This is a genomic window from Flavobacterium sp. 1355, assembly GCF_017833415.1.
Lineage (GTDB): Bacteria > Bacteroidota > Bacteroidia > Flavobacteriales > Flavobacteriaceae > Flavobacterium.
In genome coordinates, this window is the sequence record NZ_JAFICC010000001.1 from 21194 (window position 1) to 42604 (window position 21411).

Below are 21411 nucleotides of genomic sequence, written 5' to 3' on the forward strand. Positions count from 1 at the left end.
TTCAAGTAGTTATTTTTTTGAATTTCCCAGCCACAGTATCCCATTTAGAATTAGGTTGCTTTCGGGTTCATTTTCAAACGTGTATGATAATGTTTTGTTAGTTCCGTGTTCATAATCAATATCATTATGGCCCATGTTTACATAGAGCATTTTGTATTTTTTATTGGTCCATACTACAGGGTAATAGCCGTCGTGCCAGATTTCATTTGGCTTTGGTCCGGTTCCCAATGGAAAACTGGATTCATCAATTGCCAGTAAAATTTCAATATCCGGATTCTTTTTAAGATCATTGTTCCATCTGTACCATTCATTTGGAGCTGATTTAAATTTTTCTGGTATATTTTTAATTATCTGATGTTGTTTTTCAACTCTTAAAATTGCTGCTGTTGGCCTCCATGTATTGCTTTTATATTCGCCTGAACCTAAAAACTCATTATGGTACCAATCCCAATTTTGCGAATAATCGGAATCATTTAATGCAAATGCAGAAAAATGAAATCCCATAAAACCGCCTCCATTTTTCATGTATTTCTTAAATGCTTCTCTCTGATTTGCGTTTTCCGGTCTTGTGTCCAAAAATAAAACTACCTGATAATCTGCAAGAAATTTTGCATTTAGATTATCCCAATTGCTTGTTGAATCGTATACAAAATGATTTTGTTGTGCTACTTTTGGAAACCATTTATTGGCTTCGTGAACAAAACTTATGTGCGCCTGATCGTTTTTTGCGGTATAAAAAGCAATTACTTTAAACGTAGGTTTATTATCTTGGGAATACCCCGAAAAACAAACAAAGAAAAATACAAACAGTAAGCTGTGTAAGAAAATAAAATAAACGCTTTTTGGAGTTTTTACCATCAGATTTTCTTATTAACCTGGGATTTTTTCGATCAAAATTTCAGCTCCGCTCAAATCAAAATAAGTGCAGGTCATTTCGATGATATCGACACGCCATTTAGCAATTCCGCATTGAGCACAGTGATTGCAGAAAGTCATATAATCTGTTTCTCCACTCTGATGTTTAAGAAGTAATTCGATAAAAAGTTCTTTGTTTGCAAAATGGGCCACTTTTATTTCAGCATATTTTTCATCAGCGATTACACTGTAATTATTTACGCCGTAATATTCAGTATGCCCATCATTTACAAAGGTATCATATCCTTTTACGCCCAGTATGATAAGGTCTTGTATATAATTTGGAAAATCGGCACCGCTTTTTACTTTTGCATGTGCTTCTTTTATTTGTTCGATTGTAAACATATATTCTGGTTTTTGAGATTAAAGTTTATTGTTTCAAAAATACAATTAATGGTTTTATAAATTGATCAAAAGATTCAATATGTGGTAAATGTCCAGTGTTGGGAATTTCAACTAATTTTGAGTTTGGAATTGTTTTTTGGGTCTTTTCCCCCAATTCGGCATAATTTCCCATTGTTTTTTTGATTTCTTCGGCTACCAACTGCTTTCCTATTGCGGTTTTATCCCTTGTTCCGATAATTAAGAGTGTTGGGCTTTTGATATTTTTAAATTCGTATAAAACAGGTTGTGTAAAAATCATATCGTACATAAGGGCAGAGTTCCATGCCACTTTGTTATAATCGGGAGCTGTGGTCCATCCGGCAGCCAGTTCGGCCCATTTTTGAAAATCAGCATTCCATTTGCCATCATAATAATTTGTCATTTGATATTTTTTGATGGCTTCATAGTTTTGTTTTAACTCAGATTCATACCACCAGTCTACAGGTTTGTAAGGCACGACCAGTTTCCAGTCCTCAAGCCCGATCGGATTTTCTAAAACTAATTTTTCTGTAGTTTCAGGATACATTAATGCAAATCTTGTTGCTAACATTCCGCCCATAGAATGCCCCAAAATAGTGGTTTTTTTGATGCTTAAATGATCAAGTAATTTTTTGGTGTTTTCTGCAAATTGCTGGAATGTATATTGTAAGTTGTCCGGTTTAGAAGATTTTCCGAAACCAATCTGATCGGGAACAACTACGCGGTAACCTTCTTTGGTAAGTGCTTTTATCGTACTTTCCCAATAAGCGCCATTAAAATTTTTGCCGTGAAATAAAACTATATTTTTGTTATTGTAGTTTTCAGGCTTTATGTCCATATATGCCATTTTAAGAGTCTGGCGCTGATTATTTACTTCTAAATAATGAACAGGGAATGGATATTCATAATTGGTTAAATTAATGTCTAGTGCTTTTATATTTTCCTGCTGCGAAAAAACGAGAAAGGGAAGTAAGAGTATTAAGAATTTTATATTTTTCATCTTAGTATATTTTTTAAAACCTGGAATTATAATAAAATTAAGGCTTCCCGTTTTAAAACCAAAAATTAAAATCTTAAAATTATCAGAAAAAAAGTTAGGCAATAACTTCTGAAAAATATTAATTCAAAATAACAGATTCAATCAGCCACTTATCTTTTACTTTCTTCAGATTAAATTGAATTGGCATAGCAATATCCTGATTTGGTGTTACTACAATGAGTGCTGTAGAATCTGTTATTTCTTTTTCATAATAAATGGCACCTCTTTCTCTATCAAGAAATCTTGATTTTTGATCATCCGGAATGCTTTTTTCCATTTTTTTGAGCGTTTCTAAAATGATGAGATTCTTTTTATTCGGAATTAAAAAAACTTTTGCAGATTTAAAATCAAAGCGGTTTGTTGCAGCCAAATAAGCTGCAACAATTTCTTTTGGAGATTTGTTTTCTTTCTGAGGTTTTTCTTCGGGAGATTTACAGCCTGTCAGGAGTATCAGAATAACGAAAAAATTAATTAAATGCCTCATTTAATTAATTTTAGAGTCCCACAAAATCATCGCTTTTTGGAAAAATACTTAATGCTTCTATAGCAATTTCTGGAGTCGGAGAGGCTAGTTTTCTAAGTTTAGTATCCATCCACGCTCCATCTACAGTAATTACGGCACAAAGCGTATCATCTTCTTTTCTGAATTCATGAATAATAGACCAACGCGAAGCATCGGCTTTCATTTTTGAAGTTTTGGTATGAATAAAAATCTTATCTGAAAGTTTTAATTCTTTTCTGAAGATACATTCTTCCCTAAACAAAACAGGCCCAAAACCCTGTGTTTGCATTACTCTTAAAGTTAAACCTAATTCTTCTAGAATTTCGATACGATGTTGTGCACCAAAATCATAATAAGCACTGTGACGAACGTGAAAATTTGGGTCAAGATCTGACCAGCGAAAAGATAATTCTTTTATAAATGAAGCCATTTTGTAATTGTGATTTAATGAGAAATCGAAATTACGAATAAAAAACAAATCAGTTATTGATATGAAACCTTATTTATAAGATTCTCTATATTGATTTGTGTGATGTGGAAATTCTTCTTCATAAAATGGATATGGAATTCCAATTATGTTAATTTCAAATCCTTCAGAATCCATACCCTCAATATAACATCCGATTCCTTTAATTTCTATTTCTTTTTGATTGTATACTTTTAAAGCTGGAATAGTTTGAGTTGAAATAAATTTATCTTCTGAATATTCTTCCCTTTTGATTGAATTTATTTTACAATACTTACTGAAAAAAGAATAGTTTAAGTTTACATCATTAAAATTGATTTTTCCCAATACTACTCCCATAGGCGCATCGGCTTTTTCAAGATTAGAACTCCCTATTTTTTTATTGTCGAGAAAAATATTATAGCTCATTAAAAAATATTTATAGCCTCATTGTAGCTAATTCAGCTTCAAGCTTGTCAAAGTTTTCTTCATTTTTATCTACAACGTAAGGTTTCAGTTTTTGGCATTCCTCTTCGGTTTCAAAAAGCATTTTAAAAACAACTTTTGTCTGATTATCTGCAACTGGTTCAAAAGTAGTTAAAATTTGAAAAAGCGGTTTTGAATGACGTTTCCATGCGATAAGATTTGGCTTGTCAATTTTTATGAATTCACATTCATTTTCAAAATTTCCTCTTTCAGGACCGTGCATTGTAAATTTCCATTTTCCGCCTTCGCGAAAATCAAAGTCATGAAAAGTATTGGTAAAACCTTTTGGTCCCCACCAATTTTTTAAATGTTCGGGTTCACTCCAGGCTTTAAAAACAAGTTCCTGAGGAAAATTCAAAATTCTTGTAGTTACAATTTCTGATTCCGGCGTTGTCAAAATAATTTCCGATTTCATTTTGATTGATTTAAAATTAATTTTTCTTATTTTAATCTCTTCTTTCGCATTCAGCCTTTTTACAATCCATGGCAATGTAAGTCCCTGGCCAATTAAAGTTAATAATACTACAGCGACCGAAATAAAAATAATAGCATTTCTTTCAGGAAAAGGAGTTCCGTCTTCGAGGAATTTAGGGAGACCAATTGCAATGGCAAGAGAAACAATGCCACGCATTCCTGACCAGCTTAAAATTATGCTATTATTAAAATCCAAAAGAGCATGCTCGCTGACTTTTCTTCTTCCGTTTGTATTCTGAAAAGCTTTCTGAAGGTTGATTTTCTGAAGAAATATCCTTCCCATCCTGATTAATAAAGCAACGATTGTAATAATTGCTGCATAGCCTATGTACGGCAGTACCATATCATTATCAATATATTTCAAAATGTAACGAAAATTAAGACCGATTAAAATAAATATCAATCCGTTTAAGAGAAAAATAATTAAATCCCAAAGACCTTTTGAATTATTTTTTAAATTTTCAGGAAAAATTTTATTGCTGAACCTGGCGATTCCTATTCCCAAAACAACAACAGCAATTACGCCCGAAACATGCAGGTGTTCTGCAACAAGATAAGCAACAAAAGGCATAAGTAATGTAAAACTAATCGTTACATTGATGTTTTTATGAACTTTAGTAAGTATAAAAGCAACTATTTTGGCAAGTACAAATCCAACCAGAAAACCACCTGCAAGCAATACTATGAAATCTATTGTGGCTTTCCAGATTACAAATGCAGAACCCATGACTGCTGCAACGGCAAAGCGATAGGCTACCAATGCAGAAGCATCATTTATAAGGCTTTCGCCTTCCAGGATCGTTATTGTTTTGTGTGAGATTTTTAAACCTTTTGTAATGCTGATTGCGGCTACGGCATCTGTAGCAGAAAGAATGGCTCCCAAAACAAATGATAAAGGCCAGCTCATTCCCGGAATCAGATAATGGGCTACAACCGCAATTCCTAAGGCAGTCATAAAAACCAAAGAAATTGCCAAAGCACCAATTGTATTGAGATTTATCTTAAAATCTCTGGGAGAAATATTAAAAGACGCATCGTATAAGAGTGGCGGGAGGAAAATAAGAAAAATGATTTCCGGATTAATCTCAATTTCTTTCATTGTTGGAATAAAACCGATAGCTACACCAACAATAACAAGAAGAATAGGATAGGGCAGTTTTGATTTGTCAGCAAATGCAGAAAGGCCTATAACAATTGCTAAAATAAAAATGATGATGGTGTAGTTTTCCATTATTTTGATTAGAAAAAATTCAAAAGGTTTAGTTACTTAGTTGGTAATAAGTTAACTATTGATTGCTGATAATCAATTAAATAATTACTTTTCATGCCCGTTATGCTCTGTAAACCTGAGTATATATTATTAAAATAATACCTGTCTGATAAATCTTTGTAGGGCTGCATCGGGATAATTATTTTTCCTTCTAAGCTGCAAACACCCATTGTTGAATATTTATACATCATGAAATAAGAACCACCTAAATATTTAAAATAAGCATATTCATAAGGCAATATTTCTGTTTTAGTCTGAATATTAAGAAGACTCAGTTCAATCTTTGTTTTTTTCTTTCCAACAATTATAAAGTTGGGATGAAAACTTTTCTTTATTTCATCATATTTAGTATCAATCAATGGTTTGAAATTATTGTCCAGTAAACCAAATTTTTTGTTTTTTGTGATGATAAAGTACTTATTTTCTTTTGCATCATAATCGTGATCTGTGGGTATAGTCACATCTCCATAAAGACTAGGTTCTTCAATTCCATATTCAGGAACTATTTCATCATAAATAATCTCAGTTAATCGCTCACCTTTGGCTGATAAAATCCCTTTTTTGCCATTTAGCACGACTTTAAAAAAAGCGAACCCGGAACTATTTTTATTGAAATAAGCTTCAGTTTTATCATAAATAAACGGAATAATAACTTTGCCATCACTATCTATCACACCGGCTTTGTTATCAATTTTCACTTCTGCCATATATTGATCAGAAGAACCAAAAGAATTAGAATCAAAAATAAAGTCAGTTTTTTGATTTAAATCCTTATCAAAAATCGCTGTTTTATTTCCTTTTTGAATTCTGAAAGTTTTACCGTAGTCAGAAATTCCGTCGTAGGTTTCCTTTAAAAGAAGTTCTCCTTTTTTACTGTATAAATTATATTTTTTGCTTTTGATAACAATTAATCTGTCGTTTTGTTGAGGTATAATGTATTCATATTGTATCGGCAGAACAAGTTTGTTTGTAGCTAATTCAACCAGTCCCTGATAATAGTATTTGTTTTCAACCTTTGCTTGTACTATTGCAAAACCATTATTTAGGTTTTGTACAATATCGCCAAATTGTGTAGTTTCTTTTTTTGGTTTTGAAATAGGTTTTTGAGTATAATCAGGCTCTCTTGTTGCGCTGTTATCTGATGTTTGGGGTTTATTTTTTAATTGCTCTCCTTGTGGAGAAAAGAACAATTCTTCATTTCCCAAATTTGCAATTACAATAGAGTCCTGTATTACTTCCTTTCTAACTCTTTCTTTTATACTTTTTTTCTCTTCACTATTAATGTAATCGTATTTTACAGGCAAAATTGATTTTCCCGTATTAGAAATTAAGCCGTATTTTTCGCCAATTTTCACACGATAATTTTCATGAAAACCAAACATTGAAGTTGTATAACTTGTATTAAGCCCATCAATATTATCATAAATGGACGGAGTTATTTCTTTGGCACTATCGTCTAAAATCCCTGACTTCTTATCTTTAATATAAATCGCGTAAATCAAAAGAGGTTTGACAGAAACGGTGTCAAAAGCAGATAAAGCCTGATATTTTTTAGTTTTTAATAACGCCTGGTAGTCTTGTTTAGATAACTCCCCTTTATTATTATAAGTTAATTTTTTTTGTGCGCAAAGCGTAGAAGCTATTATAAAGGATAATAATAAGTATTTAATCTTGACTATCATTGTTATATCTATTTAATGGATGGGTATTTAATTTTTCTCTTACTGTTTTTTGCGAATGTAAGTAATTTAATAATACTCATAATGATAATTTTTTGTTATGAACAGGGTGTCCTGACTGTGATATCAGAGACAGCCACAAAAGATACAGCGTATATGAGGTATGAGCTTCTGATAATGACAGTTATGCGAGGTTATGCCATTCGTGTCAGGTTTTAAAAATGTCATGTTGTCAGATGATTTTAAGGCTGGACATTAAAACTGACAATTTACTTTGGTTTTTTATATTGGCACAAAGATTGACTTATGCCACCTGAGTTATAAAATGTATATCAAAATTAAATATATAAAAAATGGGTAAAATAATCGGAATTGACTTAGGTACGACGAACTCTTGTGTTTCTGTAATGGAAGGTAACGAAGCAGTTGTTATTCCTAACGCAGAAGGAAAAAGAACAACTCCATCTATCATCGCTTTTGTTGAAGGTGGCGAAATTAAAGTGGGTGATCCTGCAAAAAGACAAGCAGTAACGAATCCTACAAAAACGATTGCTTCTATTAAACGTTTTATGGGACACACTTTTGCTGAAACTCAGGAAGAAGCAAAAAGAGTTCCTTACAGTGTTGTAAAAGGTGACAACAATACGCCACGTGTGGATATTGACGGTCGTTTATACACTGCTCAGGAATTGTCAGCAATGACACTTCAAAAAATGAAAAAAACTGCTGAAGACTATTTAGGTCAAACTGTAACTGAGGCGGTTATTACTGTTCCTGCTTACTTTAACGATGCACAACGTCAGGCTACTAAAGAAGCTGGAGAAATTGCTGGTCTTAAAGTTATGCGTATCATTAACGAGCCAACTGCAGCTGCACTTGCTTACGGATTAGATAAAAAAGGAACTGATCAAAAAATTGCTGTTTACGATTTAGGTGGAGGTACTTTTGATATCTCTGTTCTTGAATTAGGAGACGGTGTATTCGAAGTATTGTCTACAAACGGAGATACTCACTTAGGTGGAGATGATTTTGACCAGGTTATTATTGACTGGTTAGCTGACGAATTCAAATCTGAGGAAGGTATTGATTTACGTTTAGATCCAATGTCATTGCAACGTTTGAAAGAAGCTGCGGAGAAAGCTAAGATTGAATTATCATCTTCTGCTGAAACTGAAATCAACTTACCTTACGTAACTGCTACTGCTTCTGGACCAAAACACTTAGTAAAAAAATTATCTAGAGCTAAATTTGAGCAATTATCTGATACTTTAGTAAAACGTTCTATGGAACCAGTTGCTAAAGCATTAAAAGATGCAGGTTTATCTACATCTGATATCGACGAAGTAATCCTTGTTGGAGGTTCTACTCGTATGCCAAGAATCGCTGACGAAGTGGAGAAATTCTTCGGTAAAAAAGCATCTAAAGGTGTTAACCCTGATGAGGTTGTTGCTATTGGAGCTGCTATTCAGGGTGGAGTTTTATCTGGAGATGTAAAAGATGTATTGTTACTTGACGTAACACCTCTTTCTTTAGGTATCGAAACTATGGGTGGTGTATTGACTAAATTAATCGAGTCTAACACAACTATTCCAACAAAAAAATCACAAGTTTTCTCAACTGCTGCTGATTCTCAACCATCTGTTGAAATTCACGTATTGCAAGGAGAAAGAGCAATGGCTGCTGATAACAAAACTATCGGTCGTTTTCACTTAGATGGTATTCCACCAGCACCAAGAGGAGTTCCTCAAATCGAGGTAACTTTTGATATCGATGCAAATGGTATCATCAAAGTTTCTGCAACTGATAAAGGAACTGGAAAATCTCACGATATCCGTATCGAAGCTTCTTCTGGATTAACAGCTGAAGAAATCGAAAAAATGAAAAAAGATGCTGAAGCTAATGCTGATGCGGACAGAATTGCAAAAGAAAGAGCTGAGAAATTGAACGAAGCTGATAGTACTATTTTCCAAACTGAAAGTCAATTGAAAGAATTGGGAGATAAACTTACAGATGAGCACAAAACAGCTATCGAATATGCTTTAACTGAATTGAGAATGGCTCACCAATCTCAAGATCTTGACGCTATCCAAAAAGGATTAGACAATGTAAATGCAGCTTGGAAAACAGCTACAGAAGCAATGTACGCTCAAGGTGGTGATCAACAAGGTCAACAAGCTGCTCCACAACAAGAGCAATCTGGAGACAATGTTGAAGATGTTGAATTCGAAGAAGTAAAATAATTCTTCTTTAATAATAATGGAAACCGGACTAGTGATAGTCCGGTTTTTTTGTGGATTTATTTTTACGTTGAATTAAACCCGACAAGTTTTAAAACTTGTCGGGTTTTCTTTGCGGATTTTGATTGTGATATTGTTTTCTATAATCGTTACATGTTAAACCGGACAGGTTTTTAAAACCTGTCCGGTTTGGAATCACTTTATAAATTCAGAAAGTGCTCTAAAGAATCAAATTGCTCATTTTTACTATGTGAGATTTTTAAACCCTCAATATTTTCAAATATAGAAATTACTTTTTCACGTTTTAATTTAGTTGGTTTTTCAGAAACGCAAGTTAAATAAGAACTCCACGGATATTCTATAGGATGTTGACAAAATCCATGATTTACAGGGTTATAATGAATGTATTTTATCACAGATCGCAAATAATATTCATTATCAATTACTTTTCTTTTAAATGATCGTTCAAATAGCGCTCCATGTCTATTATATCCTTTATTGATCGCTTTTGTGTAGGCGTTAAATAAATTACCAAAGGATTGATATGGTGCAATAATCTTTTTGTTTCCATTTTCTTGCTGATTTTGTAGAATCTCTTCATTTGTTTTAATTCTAATTAGCAAATGAAAATGATTTTTGAGTAAGCACCAAGCAAAAGTTTCAGCAATTGGGTCAATATGCTTATTATATAAAGTTAAAAAATATTCATGATTTCTATTTTCTTTAAATATATTTTCACTGTTAATTCCTCTATTATAAATATGGTAATATTTTCCAAATTCGAGTGGTTCAATTATTTGCATGATTGGTTATCCGTTCACAAACCGGACAGGTTTTTAAAACCTGTCAGGCTTTATTAAAAGTAGTAAAAATAAGACAATTAATTAATTAATCGTATTTTGAATTATCTTCATCTAAATGATAAATGTCATTTCCCATTCGGATTCTTTTTCGTAATATTACTATTGTAAAATTAGCATGAATGAGAAAGATTAAATACAAAAAAGGACGCAAACTGCAGCCTGTAAGTTTAGAATATACAGGTACGCATAAGGATCATCAAACAGAAATGCAACTTTTTGTTTATGACGATAATGATGTAGTTGAATATGAAAAATTTACGTCACTGGCATTAAATTCTTGTTTTGATTATACAAAAAATAACTGGCTGAATATTCACGGATTAAATGATATTAATCTCATGAAAACGCTAGGCGTTCATTTTAAACTCGATGATTTTTTACTGGCTGATATTTTAAACACAACCAAAAGAACCAAATTAGAAGAACAGCCGAATATTTTATTTTTTAATATAAAGTCTCTTTTGCCTTCTGAATATTCAGATAATATTAGTGTTGAGCAAATCAGTTTTATTCTAAAAGAAGGCATTTTAATTTCTTTTCAGGAAAAACGAAGCGACTTCTTTACGCACATACGGGAACGTATCCGCACACATGCAGGAATTGTAAGGACAAAAAAAGTAGATTATTTGCTATATCTGCTTTTAGATGCCGTTATGGAGAATTTCTATATTACTCTGGAAGATGAAGAGGATAAGGTAGAAGAGCTAATCAATATGACCAAAAAAGACGCTAAACCAATCATTTTGGAAAAAATTGAAAATCATCGCGATAATTTAAATTTTTTAAAAAGATCTCTCGTACCCCTTCGTGATTCATTGTATTACCTCAAAACAATTAAAGATGATGATACCAATAATGGACTAATTCAGAAAGAAACATTTAATTTTTTTATAAGACTTCATCAAAAAAGTTTAGAACTTTTAGAGCAGATTGATTCAGATATGAGCTCATTAGAAAGTGCTTCTAACTTTTATTTTTCAGAACAAAGCCGGAAAATGAATGAGATAATGAAAACGCTGACCATCATCTCAGCCATTTTTATTCCGCTTACTTTTATAGTCGGAGTATACGGAATGAATTTTGAATATATGCCTGAACTTAAGGAACGAAACGGGTATTTTATTGTCATGGGAGGCATGTTTTTGCTGGTCATTGCCTTGATTATCTATTTCAAAAAAAGACGCTGGTTTTAACGTTTGTTTCGGTGTAAAAAATTGGGTTTGTAGTACATTTGTTAGAATCAAATAAGATAATTATGAGTAAAGCAGTATATATTGCCACAAGCGATCAGAACAGCGGAAAATCGATTATTACACTCGGTTTAATGAGTATTCTGATTGGTAAAACGGCAAAAGTGGGTTATTTCAGGCCGATAATTGAGGATTTTATAGATGGCGAGGTCGATAATCATATAGAGACAGTGTTATCACATTTTAATCTGGATATAAAAATTGAAGATGCTTATGCCATTACTAAAAGCAAACTGATTAAGAAGAAGAATAAAGGTAAAATAGGCGAAGTTTTAGATTTGATTATCGAAAAGTATAAGCGCCTCGAAGAACGTTTTGATTTTGTTTTAGTAGAAGGAACGAGCTTTACCGGAGAAGGGACTTCAATTGAATTGGATTTAAATGTTTTAATTGCCAAAAATCTTGGAATTCCGACCATAATTATTGGTTCAGGAATTGGAAAAACTTTAGAAGAACTCGTGGATAGTCTTTATCTCGTGTATGATTCATTTAAAGTAAAAGAGGTAGAAGTTTTGTCTGTATTTGCAAATAAAGTTCAGCCGGAAAATATTGATCTTGTTACTAAAAGCCTTCAAAAAAGTCTTCCATCAAATGTTTTGGTCAATACAATTCCATTGATTTCCAGCCTGAATAATCCTACCATGCAGGAAATTGTAAACGTATTAGATGCAAAAGTTCTTTTTGGAGAAAATTATCTAAACAACGAAATCGGGCATTACAGTGTAGGGGCAATGCAATTGCACAATTATTTAGTTCATTTAAACAATAATGCGCTCGTCATTACACCTGGTGATCGCTCGGATATTATTTTAGGAGCGTTGCAGGCAAATGAGTCAGCAAACTATCCTACTATTTCCGGAATTATTCTAACCGGAAACATTATTCCCGAAGACAGTATTTTAAAACTTATAGAAGGGCTTTCTGCAATTGTACCCATTATTGCTGTAGATGGCGGAACTTATCATATTACTAATAAAATTGGAAGTATCAGATCTGAAATTTATGCCAACAACACACACAAAATAGAAACATCGATTACTACTTTTGAAAAGTATGTTGAAATCGAAGCGCTGTCGGAACGATTAATCACTTTTGAAGCAGAAGGTATGACACCAAAAATGTTTCAGTACAACATGGTAAAAAGGGCTAAACAGCACCGTAAACATATTGTCCTTCCGGAAGGAAACGATGACAGGATTATTATTGCAGCTTCGAGACTGCTAGATATGGATGTAGTTGATATTTCTATTATAGGAGACAAAAAACAAATCGAAAATAAAATTACAGAGCTTGGAATTAGTTTTGATTTTTCTAAAGTAAAAATTATAAACCCAATAGAATCTGAGCTTTATGAAGACTATGCCAATACCTATTATGAGCTAAGAAAGGCGAAAAATGTAAGTATCACTATGGCAAGGGATTTAATGGAAGACGTTTCTTATTTTGGGACTATGATGGTGTATAAAGGCCACGCTGACGGAATGGTATCAGGCGCTGCCCATACTACACAACATACCATTTTGCCAGCCTTACAATTCATAAAAACCAAACCTAATTCGTCAGTAGTTTCGTCTGTGTTTTTTATGTGTCTTGAAGACAGGGTTTCCGTTTTTGGAGATTGCGCCATTAATCCAAATCCTACAGCAGAACAATTGGCAGAAATTGCCATTTCATCTGCAGAATCAAGTTTAGCTTTCGGAATTGAACCTAAAATTGCTATGCTTTCATACTCATCAGGATCATCAGGAAAAGGAGATGAGGTAGATAAAGTACGAACTGCAACAGCCATTGTTAAAGAGAAACGTCCTGATTTAAAAATTGAAGGACCAATTCAGTATGACGCTGCAGTTGACCTAAGTGTTGGAAAAAGCAAAATGCCAGATTCTGAAGTGGCAGGGCAGGCGAGTGTTCTTATCTTTCCCGATTTAAATACCGGAAACAATACGTACAAGGCCGTTCAAAGAGAAACAGGGGCATTGGCAATCGGACCAATGCTGCAAGGTTTAAACAAGCCTGTAAACGATTTAAGCCGTGGCTGTACCGTAGACGATATTATAAATACAGTTGTCATTACAGCGATTCAGGCACAAGGATTGTAAATTCAATTAAAAATGGAATAAAAATAAAAAAGAGATTATTAAGTCTGCTAAAAAAAACTTAGCAACTTAGAGACTTAGTATCTTAGCAACTTTAAAAAAATGAAAATACTAATTATAAATTCAGGAAGTTCCTCAATAAAATATCAATTAATGATTATGCCGGCAAACGAAGTAATTTGCACAGGTATGATTGACAGAATTGGATTGGAAACATCCAATATTACTTTTAAAACGGCTACAAACTCTTATGAAGAAATATTGCCGATTCCCACACATAAAATTGGTTTGCAAAAAGTAGCAGATTTGTTGCTGGATCCTGAAACGGGAGTAATAAAAACAACTTCAGAGATTACTGCGGTAGGACACAGAGTGGTTCACGGTGGCAGTTATTTTTCTGATACAACAATAATTACCGAAGAAGTTAAAGAGAAAATAAAAGAACTGTCAGAACTGGCCCCACTTCATAATCCGGCACACTTGGTTGGAATAAATGTAGCAGAAGAAATATTTTCTGAAGCAAAACAAGTAGCAGTGTTTGATACAGCTTTTCATCAGACAATTCCGGTTGAAGCACATAAATATGCCATTCCAAATTTCCTTTTAACTGAACATAAAGTTCGCGTATATGGTTTTCACGGAACAAGTCATAAATATGTTTCAGAAAAAGCAATTAATTATTTAGAAAAGGATTCTAAAATAATTACCATTCATTTAGGAAATGGCTGCAGTATGGCAGCTGTAAAAGACGGAAAAAGCATTGATACAACAATGGGGTTTTCGCCGGCAAATGGGTTAATAATGGGAACCCGCGCAGGAGATATCGATCAGTCCGTTATTTTTTATCTGGTAAAAAGTCTGGGCTATACACCAGACGAAGTGAATTCAATTTTATTAAAACAAAGCGGAATGCTTGGTTTGACAGGTTACAGCGATTTGCGTGATATCGAAGCCAAAGCTCAGGAAGGAAATAAAGATTGTGAACTGGCTTTACTTATGAATGCATACAGAATCAGAAAAACAATCGGTGCGTATGCTGCGGCCTTAAACGGATTGGATGCCATTGTTTTTACAGCCGGAATTGGCGAAAACTCTTCTTATATGCGTAATTTAATCTGCACCAATATGGATTATTTTGGAATTCAAATCGATACAGCAAAAAATCAAATTCGCTCCAAGGAACTAAGAGAAATCAATTTAGCAGATTCAAGGGTAAAAATTTTAGTCGTTCCGACTGACGAAGAATATGAAATTGCAAATCAGGTTTTTCAGTTATTAGAAATCTAAATTTATAATATATCTTTAATGGTAAAAGTTATAGCGCTAGTATTATTTTTAATATTTCTTTTTCTTTCTTTAATCCATTTTTACTGGGCTTTTGGAGGAAAATGGGGCACAGAAGGTGTTTATCCAACGCCTGATGATAAAACACCGCCAAGAAATCCGGGAATGATTGCGACAGTACTAGTTGCCATAGCATTGTTTGGGTTTGGTATTTTTTATTTAATAAAAGTTGACATTCTCTCTATTCAGCTCTCCCCAGGAATTAATAAATACGGTCTTTGGGTTTTGATGACCATATTTACTTTAAGAGCAATTGGAGATTTTAAATATATCGGTTTCTTCAAAAAAATAAAAAATACCAAATTCGGACAAAATGATACCAAATACTTTGCTCCATTATGTCTCATAATTGGCATTTTGACGCTATTGGTTGCGGTATTAACATAAAACCTCTCCCTTTTTTTCACTAGAAAATTAAATATTTGTGAGTATCTTTGGATTTAAATCCGAATTATCTTGAAATCGATATTTTTTAAATCAGTTTTCTTCTTTTTCATTGTTTTACAACTTCAGGCACAAGAATTACTTCCCTTCGTAGAAAACTATAGTAAATCTGATTATCAGGGAGATAATCAAATCTGGAATGTAGTGCAAGGAAATGATAATGCGATGTATTTTGCAAATAATCATTATTTGCTCCGATATGACGGAGTAAAATGGGAAAAATATACACTTCCAAACAAAACCATTATTCGGTCTATTTTAATTGAAGGAGATAAAATTTACTCAGGCTCCTATAAAGAATTTGGTTACTGGTATAGAAAAGACGGCACTATGCATTATGTTTCTATTACCAAAAATCTCCGATTGTTTGATGAAAAGGACAATGAAGAAATCTGGAAAATATTCAGATATAATGGTTCCTTATACTTTCAGTCTTTTAACGATGTTTTTATTTATAACGGAAAGACAATTAAAAAAATAAAATTTCCCTTTCTGATTTCCTATTGTTTTGCTGTAGATAAAAATCTTTATGTAGCGTCAGTTCAGAAAGGAATTTTTAAAATGAATGGCAAACATATCGCCAACCCAAAAGGTTGGGATATCTTAAAAAACACAGTAGTTCATGCTATTGAAAAGTATAAAAACCAAACCTATATTTTTACACAGAAGAAAGGTGTTTTTATTGCTGAAAAAAATGGACTAAAAGCATGGAATAACCCATTAAATGAAATTTTAAAATCGGCTACGATCAATGTTGCGAAGTTTATAAAAGGCAATAAACTTATTATCGGAACCGGAAACAGAGGAATTGTAATTTTAGATTTAACAACCAATCTGTATAAAAATATAGAAAGACAAAATGTTCTCATGAACAATTCAATACTAAGTATAGGATTAGACAGGGAAAATGATCTTTGGCTTGGTTTAGATAACGGAATTGCGCATGTAGAGGTCAATTCCCCAATATCCATTTTTTATGACAATTCAGGAATTCTGGGCTCTGTTTATTCTGTAGCAACAACCAGTAAAGGATATCTTATTGCCTCAAACCATGGTGTATTTGAATATGGTTCAGGAAAATTTAGTATGATGCCAAATACCCAAGGGCAAGGGTGGAATATTGCTAAAATTAATGATAGGTTTATTATTGGACATAATGATGGAACATTTTCTTATCAAAACGGTTCTCTGAGCCGATTAAATAATGTAAGCGGGGGGTGGAATTTATCAAAAAGCAGTATCAACAACACCTATTTTCAATCTACTTATAGCGGCATCCTGGTTTATGATAATCCATCAGATTTATCTCAATATAAACTAATTAAAGGTTTGGCAAAACCAATTAAATATGTAGCCCAGAACAGGCGAAATGAAATTTGGGCAGCAGATAATTACAGGGGTTTATATCGTGTTTTACTTGACGATGAGTACAAAACAAAGAAGATAGAAAACGTTACACAGCAAAGTAATATAAAAAACGATTTTGGAATTAAGATTTTTGAGTTTAGAAAAGAAATACTTTTTCTTATAGATAATACATGGTACACGTATAATTCGATTTCTAATAAACTGGAAGAAAATGAATTATTCAATACTAATTTTAAAAATGTGTCTGATGTTGTTGCAATCGACGAAGATCATTTTATGGTATTGCAAAACGGAATTTTATATCATATATATGCCCAGGGAAATAAATTTATCTGGAATATTATTCAGGAAAAATATTATAAAGGAAAACTCATAAATGAAAATCTAAGGATTTTTAAAAATCAAAACCATTATTTATTCAATCTTGATGACGGTTTTATTTCGCTTCAGCTGGAATATGAGAACAAGCAAAATGCCAAAATTAAGATAGAAGCCTTTAGCGATAATACTTTAGTCGCAAATAATCCTAAGATTAAATTTAATACAGAATTAAGGATTAATGTAATATCAGGGATTTATGGCGCAAGCAGGCCTAATTTATTTTATAAATTAAATAGTAATAAGGAGTTTCTGCCAATTTCAGATGGCTTAATAGTTCTTAATAACCTAAGCAGTGGATTTCATTCAGTAGAAATCTATAAACACGACGGAGCTACTTATGATCAGGTTTCAGATTTTAAATTTAAAGTTGCAGAACCCTGGTATTTTTCTTTCTGGATGGTTTCGCTCTATATTTTAATCATAGCATCAGTATTATTTTTATACTATAAGTGGAATAAGTTGAGATATATCCAAAAGTTAAAATTGCAGGCAGAGGAATTAAAACATCAGCGTGAAATTTTAGAAATGGAATTAAAAACAGAAAACGAACTAAATCTGCAAGAATATGAAAAACATATTCTCGAACTGGAACTGCAGACAAAATCCTCTGAAGTTGCAGGCAAATCACTTTCTATAGCCAAACAAAGTGAAATGATTGAAAATATTCAAAATATTCTGGACTCAGAAAAAGATTTTAATAAGCTTAAAAGTGAAATAAAAAAGGCTATTAAAATAAATGAAGTGAATAAACATGAGTGGGAGATTTTTGAAACCAACTTAAATCAAATTCACAATGAATTTATAATAACGCTCACCAAAAAGTTTCCAAACCTTACACCTAAGGATGTAAAATTATGTGTTTATTTAAAAATGAACCTTTCTTCAAAAGAAATTGCCCCTATGATGAACATTTCATTTAGGGGAGTGGAACTGCATAGATATCGTCTGAGAAAGAAATTAAACCTTACACAAGACGAAAACCTCTCAAAATTTTTATTAACTCTGTAAGATTGATATGTGTTTTCTAAACATATTATATTTTTACACTTCTTTTTTTATATAATTCTAATACATCATTACTACATCATAACGTAATGTTAATAGAAAGCTAATTACTGTTAATTATTTGATTTTAATAGAGTTAATAATAGTTTTTGATGTAGTGATGTAGCTATGTAGTAGTGCTGTATGATGTACTACAACGTTGTAATTGTTTAATTTGGCTCTACTAACTTAAACGATACATTCTGTATGAAAAATTTTATTTTTAGCTTTTTAGCGCTCTTACTGCTTCCGGCATATATGTCTGGACAAGCAATTAAAGGAAAAGTTTTAGATAGCAGTGGTATGGGAATTCCAGGTGCAATTATTAGCGCACCCGAATCCAGAACTTCTGCTGATGCTGATTTTGATGGTAATTTTACAATTAATGCTAAAGTTGGAGAGACATTAAAAATCTCAATGCTTGGTTTTGACTCAGTTTCTGTACCTGCAACTTCAGGACCAATGACAATTACACTAAAAGAAGCGGGTGACACTGCATTAAAAGAAGTAGTTGTTATCGGATACGGTACAAGAAAGAAAATTGATAATACTTCGGCTGTTAGCTCAATTAAGTCTGAGGAAATTACTAAAATGAAGGTTGCGAATGCTTCACAAGCTATACAAGGTAAAGCTGCAGGGGTTCAGGTATCGACCTCAGATGCCCCGGGAAGTACTCCTTCAGTTGTGATTAGGGGAGCCGGTACTGCATTAGGAGGAAGAAATCCTTTATATGTTGTAGATGGTATGCCAACTGATAATATCAATAACATTAATAGTAATGATATTACATCTTACGAGATTTTGAAAGATGCTTCTTCATTAGCTATTTATGGAACAAGAGGTGCAAATGGTGTAATTATGATTACAACCAAAGCCGGTAAAGGAAAACTTACTGTAGATGTCGAAAGTTTTGCAGGATTTAGAACTCCTCTAAAAGATGTAAAAATGGCAAACAGCGAAGAATATGTTCGTTATAGCAATGCAGCCTTTATAAATGATTACCCACAAGGAAGATTCTCTGCAAATCAACCTTATAATACTAATTGGTTTGATGAGATCACAAGAACAGGATCTTACACTCAAAATAATCTTGCGATTTCGGGATCTTCAGAAAATATAAAATACTTTTTTAGTGTTGGAAATTATGAAGAAAAGGGAATTCTTAATGGTTCTGATTATGGACGTACTACGATAAGAAGTAATAATGAGTTCAAGCTTTCAGAGAAAGTTAGAATAAGTCAAAATTTAAGTGTTAGTACTATAAAAAATACACCAATGCCATTGAGTGCTTTTACTAATGCTTACAGACAATCTCCATTAGTTCCTGTGCGTTATGCCAACGGAAAGTATGGTGTACCATTTGTTTCAAATGGAATTGTAGACCAAACCGGAGCATCATTTAATAATGTTGGTAACCCAGTTGCGCAATTGGATTATACGGATGAACAGCAACAAAGTGTTATTTTACAAGGTGGATTAAAACTAGACTATGATATTATAAAATCATTAAAATTTACTTCTCAATTTAATGGAGAATTTTATACCTATAAACAATATAATTATGTTGATAATAAGGCGCTCTGGTCAGCAGCGGATCCTACACGTGTAGAATCGGATTACCCTGTAAGTTTGAATATAAACACTTTAACAAGAGGTAGAGACCAATATTTTAACTGGAATTTATCTAATTACTTTACTTATAATAAAGTTTTTGCAGAAATTCATGACGTTGAAGTTACTGCTGGTATTGAAGCTAATGTTCAAGGGACCAGAGAGAAATTAACTATTGATAGAAAAAATGTAAACCCAAATTCCAACTATTGGTCTTTAAAGGATATAAATGTTGCAAGTTCAGTAACAGGTTATAAAGATGAAGCTTTAAATCAAAGACGTTTAGCATCATATTTTGCACGTTTTCAATATAAATTGTTAGACAAATATTTGGTTACTGGTACTGTAAGACGTGACGGATCATCACAATTTGCAGAAAACAAACGTTGGGGGACCTTTCCATCAGTTGGTCTAGGTTGGATTGTATCTAAAGAAAGCTTTTTAAGTAATGTAGAGCCGATCAACTTATTAAAAATCAGAGGATCATGGGGTAGATTAGGAAATCAAAATGTACCACTTAATACTCAAGTCTTTACTTCTGGAGTAGATTATCCAGATCTTGGTTCCGGTACAACAATTAATTCTCAGGTAGATCCTAATTTATCATGGGAGATTGTAGAAGAACTTTCAGGAGGTTTTGATTTTGAGTTATTGAACAATAGATTAAAAGGATCTTTTGATTTATACGATAAAAAAACAACAAATACAATTTTGAATGTTACTCCGTATTCAACTTCAGGAATTACATTAGCCACACCAGCACATGTTGGAGAAGTATCTAATAAAGGTTATGAAATTACATTACGTTGGGATGATAGAATAAATGATAACTTAAGTTATTGGGTTGGAGGTAATTTTTCTCATAATGAAAATGAATTAACTAGTCTTAAAAATGTTCAGTTAAATCCAATTATTGGAGGAAGTTTAGGAAATAGCCAAAACACAAAAATACTAGATAATACTTCAGTAGGACAGCCTTTAGGTAGTTTCTTTATGTATGAATATGCTGGTATTGATCCAACAAATGGGCAAATGCTTTACTATAAGGCTAATGGAGATAAAGTTGTTCAAACAGGATTAGATGAACTTAAAGACAAGAAATATGTTGGTTCTCTTTTACCAACTTCTACTTATGGGGTTACTTTAGGATTAAATTATAAAAATATAGATTTTTCTGTAGACGGTTATGGAACAGGAGGAGCAAAAGTATACAATGGTAAAAAAGCACAACGTTTTGGAGGTGAAAACATAGAGGCTTCGGCGACTCGTGATTTCTGGACGCTAACTAATACAACAGCTTCTAATCCCGCACCTTCTAATGCAGTACCATATGCTTCAACTTATTACTTAGAATCTGCAGATTTCTTTAGAATCAATAATATTACTTTAGGATATAAACTACCACTTAAAGAAGATCAGTTCATTAGCTTTTGTCGAATATATGTAAATGCAATCAATCCGTTTATTTCTCAAAAATTCTCAGGATTCTCACCAGACGTTACAAGTGATGGTAAGCTAGTTGAAGGTACTCAAGGGGTTGAGTTAGATGCTTACCCATCATTGAGATCATTTGTTATAGGTGCTAATTTAAAATTTTAAT

16 protein-coding genes are annotated in these 21411 nt (G+C 32.8%); 7 read left to right on the forward strand and 9 right to left on the reverse strand.

Annotated elements, in window-relative coordinates:
• Window positions 1-9: 9 nt before the first annotated feature.
• The 8 genes from JOD96_RS00115 to JOD96_RS00155 form a co-directional block, all read right to left on the reverse strand.
• On the reverse strand, window positions 10-858 hold the full coding sequence (locus tag JOD96_RS00115; protein WP_209562236.1) for a ThuA domain-containing protein: 849 nt from the start codon (window positions 856-858) through the stop codon (window positions 10-12).
• A 12-nt stretch (window positions 859-870) separates the two neighbouring features.
• Window positions 871-1260: a DUF1398 domain-containing protein gene (locus JOD96_RS00120; RefSeq protein ID WP_209562237.1), complete on the reverse strand. Its 390-nt coding sequence runs from the start codon at window positions 1258-1260 to the stop codon at window positions 871-873.
• Window positions 1261-1285: 25 nt separating this feature from the next.
• Window positions 1286-2278, reverse strand: coding sequence for an alpha/beta fold hydrolase (locus JOD96_RS00125; RefSeq protein WP_209562238.1), 993 nt, complete (start codon window positions 2276-2278; stop codon window positions 1286-1288).
• A 118-nt stretch (window positions 2279-2396) separates the two neighbouring features.
• Complete coding sequence (locus tag JOD96_RS00130; RefSeq protein ID WP_209562239.1) at window positions 2397-2801, reverse strand: hypothetical protein; 405 nt, start codon at window positions 2799-2801, stop codon at window positions 2397-2399.
• 10 nt (window positions 2802-2811) lie between these two features.
• Window positions 2812-3249 carry an acyl-CoA thioesterase gene (locus JOD96_RS00135; RefSeq protein ID WP_209562240.1) on the reverse strand — a complete coding sequence of 146 codons (438 nt, stop codon included), beginning with the start codon at window positions 3247-3249 and terminating at the stop codon, window positions 2812-2814.
• A 69-nt stretch (window positions 3250-3318) separates the two neighbouring features.
• Entirely contained in the window at window positions 3319-3693 is a 375-nt protein-coding gene (locus tag JOD96_RS00140) for a hypothetical protein (RefSeq protein ID WP_209562241.1), read from the reverse strand.
• 10 nt (window positions 3694-3703) lie between these two features.
• On the reverse strand, window positions 3704-5455 hold the full coding sequence (locus JOD96_RS00150; protein WP_245188312.1) for a Na+/H+ antiporter: 1752 nt from the start codon (window positions 5453-5455) through the stop codon (window positions 3704-3706).
• A gap of 32 nt (window positions 5456-5487) precedes the next feature.
• Window positions 5488-7176 (reverse strand): WG repeat-containing protein, encoded by a 1689-nt coding sequence (locus tag JOD96_RS00155; protein ID WP_209562242.1) that lies wholly within the window; start codon window positions 7174-7176, stop codon window positions 5488-5490.
• A gap of 350 nt (window positions 7177-7526) precedes the next feature.
• Here JOD96_RS00155 and dnaK point away from each other — a divergent pair, with 350 nt between their 5' ends.
• Window positions 7527-9413, forward strand: a complete 1887-nt coding sequence (gene dnaK / locus JOD96_RS00160; protein ID WP_209562243.1) for a molecular chaperone DnaK — start codon at window positions 7527-7529, stop codon at window positions 9411-9413.
• Between the two features lie 197 nt (window positions 9414-9610).
• On the opposite strand, the gene JOD96_RS00165 is transcribed toward dnaK, so the two are convergent.
• Window positions 9611-10213, reverse strand: coding sequence for a transposase (locus JOD96_RS00165; RefSeq protein ID WP_209562244.1), 603 nt, complete (start codon window positions 10211-10213; stop codon window positions 9611-9613).
• A gap of 179 nt (window positions 10214-10392) precedes the next feature.
• On the opposite strand from JOD96_RS00165, the gene corA reads away from it, so the two are divergent.
• The 6 genes from corA (at window position 10393) to JOD96_RS00195 (ending at window position 21410) form a co-directional block, all read left to right on the forward strand.
• Window positions 10393-11466, forward strand: a complete 1074-nt coding sequence (gene corA / locus JOD96_RS00170; protein ID WP_209562245.1) for a magnesium/cobalt transporter CorA — start codon at window positions 10393-10395, stop codon at window positions 11464-11466.
• A 62-nt stretch (window positions 11467-11528) separates the two neighbouring features.
• Window positions 11529-13622 (forward strand): phosphate acetyltransferase, encoded by a 2094-nt coding sequence (gene pta, locus JOD96_RS00175; protein ID WP_209562246.1) that lies wholly within the window; start codon window positions 11529-11531, stop codon window positions 13620-13622.
• 99 nt (window positions 13623-13721) lie between these two features.
• The gene (locus JOD96_RS00180; protein WP_209562247.1) at window positions 13722-14906 is read left to right on the forward strand and encodes an acetate/propionate family kinase; all 1185 of its coding nucleotides are present in this window, start codon (window positions 13722-13724) and stop codon (window positions 14904-14906) included.
• 18 nt (window positions 14907-14924) lie between these two features.
• The gene (locus tag JOD96_RS00185; RefSeq protein WP_209562248.1) at window positions 14925-15350 is read left to right on the forward strand and encodes a DUF3995 domain-containing protein; all 426 of its coding nucleotides are present in this window, start codon (window positions 14925-14927) and stop codon (window positions 15348-15350) included.
• A 69-nt stretch (window positions 15351-15419) separates the two neighbouring features.
• Complete coding sequence (locus JOD96_RS00190; protein WP_209562249.1) at window positions 15420-18164, forward strand: LuxR C-terminal-related transcriptional regulator; 2745 nt, start codon at window positions 15420-15422, stop codon at window positions 18162-18164.
• 243 nt (window positions 18165-18407) lie between these two features.
• Window positions 18408-21410: a SusC/RagA family TonB-linked outer membrane protein gene (locus tag JOD96_RS00195; RefSeq protein ID WP_209562250.1), complete on the forward strand. Its 3003-nt coding sequence runs from the start codon at window positions 18408-18410 to the stop codon at window positions 21408-21410.
• The last annotated feature ends 1 nt before the right edge of the window (window position 21411 follow it).

Bases quoted from the DNA above. Each gene is read 5' to 3' on its own strand.
- JOD96_RS00115 (WP_209562236.1), bottom strand. From the start codon at position 858: ATGGTAAAAACTCCAAAAAGCGTTTATTTTATTTTCTTACACAGCTTA.
- JOD96_RS00120 (WP_209562237.1), bottom strand. From the start codon at position 1,260: ATGTTTACAATCGAACAAATAAAAGAAGCACATGCAAAAGTAAAAAGC.
- JOD96_RS00125 (WP_209562238.1), bottom strand. From the start codon at position 2,278: ATGAAAAATATAAAATTCTTAATACTCTTACTTCCCTTTCTCGTTTTT.
- JOD96_RS00130 (WP_209562239.1), bottom strand. From the start codon at position 2,801: ATGAGGCATTTAATTAATTTTTTCGTTATTCTGATACTCCTGACAGGC.
- JOD96_RS00135 (WP_209562240.1), bottom strand. From the start codon at position 3,249: ATGGCTTCATTTATAAAAGAATTATCTTTTCGCTGGTCAGATCTTGAC.
- JOD96_RS00140 (WP_209562241.1), bottom strand. From the start codon at position 3,693: ATGAGCTATAATATTTTTCTCGACAATAAAAAAATAGGGAGTTCTAAT.
- JOD96_RS00150 (WP_245188312.1), bottom strand. From the start codon at position 5,455: ATGGAAAACTACACCATCATCATTTTTATTTTAGCAATTGTTATAGGC.
- JOD96_RS00155 (WP_209562242.1), bottom strand. From the start codon at position 7,176: ATGATAGTCAAGATTAAATACTTATTATTATCCTTTATAATAGCTTCT.
- dnaK (WP_209562243.1), top strand. From the start codon at position 7,527: ATGGGTAAAATAATCGGAATTGACTTAGGTACGACGAACTCTTGTGTT.
- JOD96_RS00165 (WP_209562244.1), bottom strand. From the start codon at position 10,213: ATGCAAATAATTGAACCACTCGAATTTGGAAAATATTACCATATTTAT.
- corA (WP_209562245.1), top strand. From the start codon at position 10,393: ATGAGAAAGATTAAATACAAAAAAGGACGCAAACTGCAGCCTGTAAGT.
- pta (WP_209562246.1), top strand. From the start codon at position 11,529: ATGAGTAAAGCAGTATATATTGCCACAAGCGATCAGAACAGCGGAAAA.
- JOD96_RS00180 (WP_209562247.1), top strand. From the start codon at position 13,722: ATGAAAATACTAATTATAAATTCAGGAAGTTCCTCAATAAAATATCAA.
- JOD96_RS00185 (WP_209562248.1), top strand. From the start codon at position 14,925: ATGGTAAAAGTTATAGCGCTAGTATTATTTTTAATATTTCTTTTTCTT.
- JOD96_RS00195 (WP_209562250.1), top strand. From the start codon at position 18,408: ATGAAAAATTTTATTTTTAGCTTTTTAGCGCTCTTACTGCTTCCGGCA.